The organism is Metallosphaera yellowstonensis MK1, assembly GCF_000243315.1.
Taxonomy (GTDB): Archaea; Thermoproteota; Thermoprotei_A; order Sulfolobales; family Sulfolobaceae; genus Metallosphaera; species Metallosphaera yellowstonensis.
Genome location: NZ_JH597761.1, coordinates 904029 through 914068, shown reverse-complemented (window position 1 = coordinate 914068; position 10040 = coordinate 904029). Strand labels below are relative to the sequence as shown.

Sequence of the window (10040 nt, the reverse complement as noted above, 5' to 3'; positions counted from 1 at the left end):
ACACGACCGACCTCTCGCTCAGCGAGGAGGAGATCGAGGAGGCCTGGAGGATGAGGTGGGAGATCGAGGAGCTCCACAGGGACGTCAAGGCCCTTGGACTGGAGGACTCCTCGTTCTGGAGGAGGGAGAGGCTCCAGGGCTACCTCGCGATCTTTACCATCATGACCAACGTCGTCAGGGAGCTGATAGGGGCTCTTAACCTGAGGAGCGTGGAGGCGTTCCTCAGGTTCGTTGAACGTCATTTAGGCGGACCGCCGGGGCTGATGAAAATCTTTAAGTTACGTTAAAGTCCCATAACTGCTGTTCTACAATTTTCCAAATACATTTTCAAGTTATTTAGGAGGAGGTTCAAGGGATAAGGAAAAACTCGCTTTACGGCCCCTTTTCAGACCAACAATAAAAAAGAAAATCTGGCATCTCACCAATTTACATCGTGATAGTTGATATCATAGGTAGACTCTCTGAGGAGGTCAAAGGTAAGTCTTTCACCTTCGTCCTAGTCGTAGGTACCACGGACGTCAGCTTGATCCCAGGAATAACCGTCGCCGGGGCCTCACCAGAGCTCACAATGTTCACTCCAGCAGCTGACGCGGAGTTCCTTATGACGGGACGATGCAGGTCCATAGATGTGGTGCCCATAACTCCTGATGGTATACCTACCCCTGCCCTCATATCTAGGGCCTCCCTGTCTCTCGTCAAAACAAACAAACTAGTTGTTAACGCTGGATCCAGGGTTAAACCCAGAATACCTCACCTGGATCTCGGTGGGGAACCAGGTGGTGACATTAGGAAGTGGGGAGTAAGAGAGGAAGTAGGGGAGACCATCCTGGAGAACGCTAAGTCCCTAGGGGAAAACCTCCAGGATGAGGAGTTCCTAGTCGTAGGTGAGTCCATTCCCGCAGGTACGACGACTGCAGCGGCCACTTTGGAGGCCTTAGGATACAGGGGAGTAGATGTTGTCTCCTCGTCATCTCCGGCAAACCCCAAGGATCTCAAAAGGAGGGTGGTCAGCGAGGCGTTGAAAAACGGTCCAGTGGATTCCAGGAAGCTCATCTTTAAGGTCACCGATCCGGTAATACTCGGGATAGTTGGTCTGGTTTCGGGATATCCTGGGAAGGTTCTATTGGCTGGCGGGACTCAGATGACCGCAGTAGCGGCTTTGCTGAAGGAGTGGTACCCAGATAGATTAAAAGATATAACCATAGGCACGACTAGGTGGATAGTTAAGGATCCAACGGCAAGGATTGTGGACTTCGTCAAGGAGATAGGGGTCAGACTGTCCTTTGCTGATGTGGACTTCTCGTTGAGCAGACACGAAGGGTTGAGGGTTTATGAGAGAGGTTTCGTAAAGGAAGGAGTGGGAGCAGGCGGTTCCATGATCATGGCTTTAAGCCGAGGAGTGTCTCCAAGTGATATAGTGAACTCGGTGGATGACCTATACTCCAAGCTAACCCAGATTTAATATTTGAATCGCACTTTCTCCCTCAGTGAAAGTAGCTATAACAGATGAGGGAGAAATAGGGAGGGAGATAGCCAAGAACGTCTCAACAGAGGTAGTAGTCCTCGATAATCCCTCCAAGGTGTACTCCCTCAAACCAGATGTCGTAATACACACCCTTGAGGTCAATTACTATGAGGCCGAGAGGAATAGGCCTCACGCCTGGAATATCAACACGTGGCTCACCGTAAACCTGGCTAGAGCGGCCTCAAAGGTAGGAGCAGTTAACGTGCTGATCTCATCCTTCATGGTCTTTAACGGTAGGAGGGGGTACTATAAGGAGACGTCCACGCCGGAACCCCTGAACTATTACGGCATAACCAAGTTGGCTGCAGAAATGGGCGTCTCAGCCCTCGGGAACTTCTTGATATTGCGCACTGGCGCGATTTACTCCCTCTCGTACAGGGGGTTCCTTTTCCCCTACATAAGGTCTCTACTCCTCAAAGGAATAGCTAAGTGTAACCAGGAGTTCTACATTTCCCCCATATCAGTGAGGACACTGGCCAAGGTCATAGCTCAACTCCTGCACAAGGGGGCTACTGGTGTCATAAACGTGGGAGGGAGAAGGATCGACCTCTGTACCTTCATGAGAAACGTGGCAGAGGCTACTGGAGGTAACGTAATGGAGGTCGCCGGGAGAAAGATGGACTTCTCCATAGATGATTGGCTTTTAAGGACGTTCGATATTAAAGTCAATTTTGAGAACGAGTTAGGGGAGACTCTCCATGGGAGAACTAACCACGAGGGAGAGGATACAGCTCCTGCTTAAGTCGGCGGACTTCCCGATCTCCGCTAAGGAGATAATGGCCCTCACCGGAATAAAGAGGGAACAGGAAGTCTACGAGCACATATATCACATTGCTCTCTCGTCCAAGAGAAAGGGCTTCGTGGTGTTCGTTTATCCAGCGAAGTGTGAGGCCTGTGGGAGGGAGATCTCAATGGAGAGGCCCAGGAGGCCTAGTAGATGTCCCTTTTGTAAGTCGGAGAGAGTGTCGCCACCCAAGTTTTTAATAAGAGATAGGGGATGAAGTCCATGATGAAATCCGTCTTCGTGGACATGGGAGATACTCTAGTGAAGTTCGTGCCTAGAATGCACGAGAAAATGGCAGAGGTCATGAGGAAAGAGGGACTTGAGGTCACCGACTATCAGGTATTTCGAGCCCTGGTTAAGCACATGGGAAAGTCCAATTTTCCACATCCAGATCACGACGGTCTCTCAGCGTTAGACTTCACCGACATACTCTATGAGATGGGGATTCCCCCGACCCCCGAGTTGGTGAGGAGGCTCGCATCAGTCAATTACTTATCAGACCACTACGAACTATACGACGACTCGATACCTTTCCTCCGGGAACTTAAGGGGAGGAGAGTTAAGATCATCCTGGTCACAAATACGACGAAGAAGGTGAGGAGAATAGTCAGGGACCTCGACCTGGACAAATACGTAGATCACGTTGTAGCCTCCTGCGATGTTAACCTCATGAAACCACATCCCAAGATCTTCTATCACGCCTCCTTGTTAGCAGAGGGGCCAGCAGTGCACATCGGAGATGTCTATGAGATAGATTATATAGGAGCAAGGAGAGCCTACCTCAACGCTATATTACTGGATAGGTTCAACTTCTATCCTGAGATAAAGAGGGACAAGGTGAATAACCTATACGAGGCCCTAAAGTTAATAGACGAGAAATTGAAATATTGATGGAGAGAGTTCCACCTCATCCTTCACCGAAGGTGGAGCTAGAACAATATCTCACCCCCTCCCATATAGCCTCTTCCCTGGTTTGGACTGCCTTCATCCAAGGGAACATTACTGGGAAGAGGGTGGCTGACCTTGGGTGTGGAACCGGCAGGTTGTGTGCCGGCATCTCTAGACTGGAAGGTGAGTGTGTCTGTGTGGAAGTGGACAGGGAGTCCCTTCAAACCGCCGTGAGGTTTTTCCGCGGAGAGGGGCTCGACGCTGAGTTCGTGGAGGGCGATTGTACACAGTTTACGGGAAGATTTGATACAGTTATCCAGAATCCTCCATTCGGAGTCAAGGTTAGGGGGGTGGACTTGCTCTTCCTAAGGACAGCCCTCCGTATAGCTAGGGTAGTTTATTCTATACACAAGAGTAATCCCACTACTAGGGAGCTCATAAGGGGGGAGGCCCAAAGGCAGGGCTTCTCGGTGGAGGTTTTGGGAACTGAGTTCCCCATGAGGCCATACTATCCTTGGCATAAGTCGTCCTTACACCGGTTCCTAGTGGACCTTTACGTTTTTAAGAAAGTCGCCTGAGAGAATCATATCCAGGAGCTTCACTACCCCCAGACCGTCCTCCCTGTCCAGCACTAGGTCAGCCATGGACTTGAGCGGGTCCACAGCGTTCTTGACTGCCACTCTAAATTGAGCGACCCTAAACAGAGAGGCGTCGTTCTCCCCATCGCCCACGGCTATTATGGTACCATTTAACCCCATCTCCTTGAGGGCCCTCAGGAGGCCAGATCCCTTGTCTATTCCGCTTGGTAATACCATCACATCGTTCCTGTTTCTCTCGAAGTTAACCCCATCGATTCTGGGTAAGTCGTCTTCCAACACGTCACTTAGGTACAGGATTGCTTCCCCAGAGGAGAACTTGATTCCTCTCCCCTTCAGTTCCGTGATCACCCTCTGCCTCAGCGAGAACCAACCTGGAGGTACGTTCAGAATCTCCCTGTCTCCAGCCAGTATGAGACAGCCGTTCTCCAATACCCAACCTGTAGGCTTGAGGCCTGGGGCGAGGGCCTCCATGAATCTCCTCTCCCTGCCAGTGACTACAAAGAAACCCCAATACTTGGAGAACTCGTTTATCTTGTCCCTGACCTCCTCCCTGACCCTGAAGGCGTCCTTCTCATCTGAGATCGTCCTATCGAAGTCTGATGCGACTATCCACATACGGGTGACCCTAGAATTTATATCCCAGAGACTCCAGAACGGCCTTCATTTTCAAGGCGTCTTCCTCCAATTTGGGGCTTTCGCATACCAACGAGATGGAAATATCCCTCTTGAGTATCTCCTTGGCCAGAGGGGCGAACGGTGGAGCCTCCTTGTCTATGGGTTCGTGAACGTCCACGTATTTTCCCTTCCTCAATTGAAGGGATTCGAAGTGGGAGTTTATATGAGTCAACCCCAACTCTTCCCTTAGCCTGTCTATTATGGCCCCGTAATCTATCTTACCTCCTTGTCTAGCGAACGTGTGGGCCCAGTCAATGTAGGGAATCACGCCCTTAACCTCCTTGGCTAGTCTAATGACCTCGTCCAGCGTTCCAAAAGCAGTTTCCTTAGCCATGGTCTCAGCTCCCAGCTTCACGTAGGTTATCCCCAGTTCAAGGGACTTCTCTACCACCTCCTGCATGGACTCCTTAATCTTGGAGTAACATTCCTCCGGCGAGAGATCTCCATAGAAGGCCAGGTGGATGGCAACTGCGTCTGCCCCCATGGCCTCAGCCCTCTCGGCACTCTCCAGAATTCTTCTTTTGGACGCTTCTACCTTTTCTCGATCTGGGGAACACAGGTTAATGAAATAGGGGGCGTGTACCGAAAGCCTCACTCCCAGTGACTTCGCCACTTCCCCCAACTCCTTGGCACTCTGGACTGACATCCTTACTCCCTGGACGAACTCAACCTCCATGGCGTTTAGGCCCAGCTCTGCCACCCTCTTTACACCGTCAACGCTCCCCTTACCCCTTGACGATAGGGGTATCCCTGCAGGTCCTAAGTAGATCCTTGCCATGAGTATAGAATTGCGGGAAGTGGAGTTTTAAGCACTCATACTTACGGCATTCATCAAATTTCGCCTCGATTACAGGGCGATATTTAAGGGAAAGTCACGTGACTGCAGATACTTAGTCAAACTTTGTACGCACAGCAATCTTCCACACCAAGATAGGACCTTCCCTTCATGTTAGATGATACGTCCCCAGGTCCGTCTATCCTCCAATTTCAAATCACGTTCTAGTTCTCCGGTTAATCCGGTAGCTTCGGATCTCACGTTGTCGTCCGGATCCCTCACTCGGGTCTTGAGGAACTGTGGTAAGACTTCAAAGTATCGATAGGTTAGATTCCCCAAACCACTCATTGAGGTTAAAGATGGCCTGAGACAGTTCTCCCCTGACTCTGAACCTCACCTTATGGCCTGGACTTCTGCCGGATCTTAACTTGATATTCATCAGTCTCCCTTCCCTAACAATCGTGAGGTTAACCTCGTCCTTAACCTCCAGTTGTCTTGAAGTGCCGTCGACCCCGACGATCGTATCGTTGGGAATTATGCTAGACACATCTGCAGGGGAATCGTCCTCAACGAAGATCACCCTGTTGTTGTCCATCATCAGGCCATAATAGGGAATCCCTTGGTCAACGACGCTGACGTCCAGGAGGGTCTTCAGCTCCTCCAGTAGAGATACGGCTGGAGAGTAAACTAACCTCTCCAGGTCAACGTATCCCTTTGCCCTGAAATACCTGTCCAAGTCGTCGAAGGTATACCTCTGCGGAATGTTCTTAAAGACGTTGAAGATCCTCTCGCCAACCCTAGTCAGGTGGGCGTCAAGGATCAAGCCTAAGAGGAGACCTCCATCGTAGTAGGACACGGAGGAATTGAGGAAGTTCTCATCCTGCTTGTAGTACTTTATCCACGTGGTCCTGGACGCTTCTGCCAGAGAAGTCCTTCTGGCTCCAGGAAAAGTCATCTTGGCCATAGCGTTAGCTAAGTACTTCCCAGCCTCCTCCGTGGAGACAGCTCCGACCCTTACGGCCGACACTAAGGCCATGTAGTCGGTCACGCCCTCGGCGAACCACAGCATGTCTGACAGGACCTCCTTCTCCATGTCGAGTTCCAAGTCCTTAGGTCTGAACGTCTTAACGTTCCACCTGTGGAGATACTCGTGGGCAAACAGAACGACTAGGTCCTTCCTATCCCACGGAACCACGATCGAAGAGGACTTGAGGTGCTCTATCCCTCCGTAATTCTTGTCAGACCTCCTGAAGAAGAAGATATACTCTGCCCTTTGTCCCAACCTGTCATCTATCTCTCTAATCACCGCTCTCACCTTCTCCGGGTCGAGGTCGTCTATGGAGGAGACGTAATGGTAATCGTCGATCCTCACCAGCTTAAGGTCAGGGCTTGCCTGTATGGGTGAGTCGGAGAAGGACTCATAATCGTCTGAACAGTAATACTCTCCCTCCTTTCTGAGCGTTGTATGAATGGGCCAATCCACGTGAAATCTAACGCAATACTTCTCGTTCCAGTCCTGAAACGGGAACACTGCTGGGGGGTTCACAAAAATGTAATTCCCTGTGGAGAGAGCTTCCCTCTGATCCTTACTGGAGGTGTAAACGGTGTACCAGAACTCCTCTCTGACGTAGAACCTATTCTTGGATATTCTGATCCCCTCAATGTCCACCAAGTGTCTCTCCAGATCCCTAACTAGGTACGAACCGGGGACATAGGTTGGGAAGATTACCACGCCCTCCCTTCCTTTGGCCCTCACCCTCAGGTACCTGGGTCTAGGAAAAACGTCGAACAGCATAGGACAGAGAGGTGCCAGGGAAATTTAAGATATTAGGCTAGACCACCTCTCAACTTATCTATGTTCTCCTTAATCAACTCCACGAGAACTACACCAAGATCCCTTTCAGAGAAGTCATCTGTAGCTATTTTCCTAACCTGCTTCACAACCTCCGCTATTACGGTGTCCATGGGTGTAGACATAAGTATGCCGTTCAGCTCCCTCAGGTAAGAGTTGGTAACCAAGGCTTTCTCTGATGGATCGTCTCCCTTTACCCTCGAGATGATCAAAGAGTCCATCCTCTCCCTTAAACCCGAACTCGTCTCCTCGATGGATTCGCTGACTATTGGTTCTATGATCTTCTTATACTCGTCTAGACCGGAGGACATGAAGGATACTGTGTCTGCTATCAGGTTAGCCCTCTTCACTAGGGAGTTGGTTAAAAGTTCCACAACGAACTTCTTGAGAGCGTCCTTATCCTCGTCTGGAACCTTAAACGTCCTCCTCTCCGCCTTAACCTCTGCACCTATCTTCTCAGCCATGAATTCAACTAAAGTCCTGGCGTTCACGCCTACGCTCCTGAATTTCATAGCTGCCATGGGGCATAGAGTAACTAAGTTACCGTACTTCTCTCCCAGTGCCTTCGCCATCATGTCTGCCCTCTTACCTACGTTCTTCTCCAAGGTGGCTCCAGAGCATCCCTCCACCTTTTTCACCTTGAACCCCTTCTCCCTAAGCCTCTTGATGACCTCATCTGCGTAGGAGTTGGCGAAACAGGCAACGTGAAGGTTTACCTCCTCTCTCCCCTCCACCTGAATCGACTTGAGGAGCCTGAGGTCTAAGGGTACAACTTCAAATGGGGCGCTTACACCAGCCAACTTAGCGTATTCCTGGTAACCTTCAGTGAAGGTCTTATAATCCTCAGGAGTGACGGTTATGAGTTCGATAACGTCTATCTTCTCCGAGTTCTTCCTTATCTTCTCTATGAGTTCGTTCCCGTTCCCTCCAATGTAATCGTTAAACCCACTATCCATGGTAGTACCGTAGACCCTCACCTTCAATCCCAGCTTCTTCATCACCTCTAACGTGGCGAAGAGTACCGAAGGGTTCTCAGCTAAATACTTTCCGAACCATATTCCCACCTCACTGTTATCCGTGACCACGTCGCTATACTTATCAGGGATAGGAATCTCGGTAACTACCTCCTCCGGTATCTTCTTCGCGACCATGGCACTCAGTCTAATGAGCATAGAGGAGATGGGTATTCTAGCAGGGCAAACTCCATCACAGAGACCACACTTATGGCAACCTGATATCTCAGCTATGGCACTATCTGGAACGTCTACCCTCCCCTGAAGTTCGAAAAAGGAGATAAGCCCTTTGGTGAAATCAAACATTCCCTTGGGGGCATAAGGCCACTGGGGTATGAGTCTATACTGAGGACATACGGTAACACACATGGCACAGTCTATACACTTTATCGCGTAGTCCGCAAAGAGATCAAGGTATTTTTTGACAACCCTATAGCCCTCAACCTCTCCACCAGGAACGATCCTCTTGGCGAACCCTATTCCGAATCTATACCTCATTGCATCGTTCTGTTTCCTGACAATGTCTAAGACGGATAAGGCCCTCTTCTTCGGCTCAAATACTTTCCCTGGATTGAATAGCTCCTCAGGATCCGTCTCCTCCTTGTACTTCTTCATTACTTCGTACCTGTCGACGCCCATCTCTTGAAATACCTTGCCCATGGCAGTGAGTCTATTCTTAGCGTACTTGTGAACGAATATCCCCACAGAGAGCATGGATCCCCCGACTTTGATGTACTGCTCCATCATGAGGGTGTTCTTTGCGAGCTCGAAAAGGATCTTCTTATCGACTGGGGTTAGGGATACCTGAGTGAAGGCATTTACCAGAAGGGTCTCCCTCCTCTCCAAGTCTATATCGAGGTCGAACCCGCCGTCAGGTGTCAGATCACCGAGCTTCCCCAGATTCTCCTGAATTCCGTCCACCAACTCCTTCATTTTAGTGTAATGGATGAGTCCGTGTTGATGTATAAGCAACCCCTTGGTCCTGAGTGCTGCGTTGACCCCGTGATTGAATGACCACCATCCGGTCCATTCCCCCTCGAAGGTCTTGGCACCTGTGTTCTGAGCGACCCTGTATAGCTTGGGTTCAACTATAGAGGCTACAGTTGAGGGATATAGGATAACCATGTTCCACTTATCTGGGGCTAGAGATGCCTTGAAGTTCTCAGCGATGTAAGTGGATATAGCGGGTCCTCTCACCTGGACGTGCCAAACAGGGATAGACTCCCTGTAAAACTCTCCTATACCTCTATAGGCTTGCTCGAAGTTATCATAGGAAAGAACAAGCGATTCTGTTGGGGAGAAGGGCCTGAGCTTGAGACCAACCCTATATATTAGCCCAGTGGTTCCCTCGGCCCCACATACTAGCGCTAAGTCCTTCCCCTCAAGTCTAACCAGCTCACCCTTTGGGTTAACCATCTCAACGAATGAGACGTTATCGCAAATGAAACCGTACTGATAGGATCCTACCCCTAGCGCATCTCCAGCTACACCGCCTCCAACAGTCGAATCATAGGAGGACGGGAATGTCCTAAGCTGTAAACCTCTACTCTGTGCTGCTATATCTACTAACTTCCAAGTTGCCCCAGCCTCTGCTACGGCCACCTTATTTGAGTCATCTATCTGTATTTTATCCATTTTAGAGAAATCTATGAGTATACCCCCATCAGCGGGTATAGCGTTCCCATACCTATTGGTACCCCTCCCGTAGGGTACAAGCGGAGCCCCGTACTTTAGGGAGATTTTTACAACGTCTATCATGTCCTCTACGTTTTTGGGGTAGACGACGTAATCTGGGATTATATTGATCTTCATCCCAGTCCATACCAGTTGTGGAACGAATCCCATATCGGCCGTGTGAGAAAGCCTCTCTACTAACGAGTCCGTGAAGCTATCGCCGAACCTCGCTTCCAATTCCTCCCTTAAACCCAA

General features: G+C 50.0%; 9 protein-coding genes and 1 pseudogene. 6 read left to right on the top strand and 4 right to left on the bottom strand.

Going from position 1 to position 10040, the window contains the following annotated elements; all coding sequences use genetic code 11:
* The 6 genes and pseudogenes from METMK1DRAFT_RS05535 to METMK1DRAFT_RS05510 form a co-directional block, all read left to right on the top strand.
* Positions 1–287: pseudogene (locus METMK1DRAFT_RS05535) on the top strand (ISNCY family transposase); the annotation flags it as partial.
* Between the two features lie 149 nt (positions 288–436).
* Positions 437–1462 (top strand): nicotinate mononucleotide-dependent phosphoribosyltransferase CobT, encoded by a 1026-nt coding sequence (cobT, locus tag METMK1DRAFT_RS05530; RefSeq protein WP_048087668.1) that lies wholly within the window; start codon positions 437–439, stop codon positions 1460–1462.
* A gap of 25 nt (positions 1463–1487) precedes the next feature.
* Positions 1488–2267, top strand: a complete 780-nt coding sequence (locus METMK1DRAFT_RS05525; RefSeq protein WP_009071556.1) for a sugar nucleotide-binding protein — start codon at positions 1488–1490, stop codon at positions 2265–2267.
* Positions 2224–2526, top strand: coding sequence for a transcriptional regulator (locus METMK1DRAFT_RS05520; protein WP_009071554.1), 303 nt, complete (start codon positions 2224–2226; stop codon positions 2524–2526). The genes METMK1DRAFT_RS05525 and METMK1DRAFT_RS05520 overlap by 44 nt, the downstream gene beginning before the upstream one ends.
* Positions 2527–2534: 8 nt before the next feature.
* The gene (locus tag METMK1DRAFT_RS05515; protein ID WP_048087666.1) at positions 2535–3200 is read left to right on the top strand and encodes an HAD family hydrolase; all 666 of its coding nucleotides are present in this window, start codon (positions 2535–2537) and stop codon (positions 3198–3200) included.
* Positions 3200–3775 (top strand): METTL5 family protein, encoded by a 576-nt coding sequence (locus METMK1DRAFT_RS05510; RefSeq protein ID WP_009071549.1) that lies wholly within the window; start codon positions 3200–3202, stop codon positions 3773–3775. Before METMK1DRAFT_RS05515 ends, METMK1DRAFT_RS05510 begins: the two co-directional genes overlap by 1 nt.
* Here the strand turns inward: METMK1DRAFT_RS05510 and METMK1DRAFT_RS05505 are convergent.
* From METMK1DRAFT_RS05505 to METMK1DRAFT_RS05490, 4 genes are all read right to left on the bottom strand, one after another.
* Positions 3740–4411, bottom strand: coding sequence for a phosphoglycolate phosphatase (locus METMK1DRAFT_RS05505; RefSeq protein ID WP_009071547.1), 672 nt, complete (start codon positions 4409–4411; stop codon positions 3740–3742). The two genes, METMK1DRAFT_RS05510 and METMK1DRAFT_RS05505, sit on opposite strands and share 36 nt — an antisense overlap.
* 10 nt (positions 4412–4421) lie before the next feature.
* Positions 4422–5249: a TIM barrel protein gene (locus tag METMK1DRAFT_RS05500; RefSeq protein ID WP_009071546.1), complete on the bottom strand. Its 828-nt coding sequence runs from the start codon at positions 5247–5249 to the stop codon at positions 4422–4424.
* A gap of 307 nt (positions 5250–5556) precedes the next feature.
* Complete coding sequence (locus METMK1DRAFT_RS05495; RefSeq protein ID WP_009071545.1) at positions 5557–7041, bottom strand: M61 family metallopeptidase; 1485 nt, start codon at positions 7039–7041, stop codon at positions 5557–5559.
* A 32-nt stretch (positions 7042–7073) separates the two neighbouring features.
* Positions 7074–10040, bottom strand: a complete 2967-nt coding sequence (locus METMK1DRAFT_RS05490; RefSeq protein WP_009071543.1) for an FAD-binding and (Fe-S)-binding domain-containing protein — start codon at positions 10038–10040, stop codon at positions 7074–7076.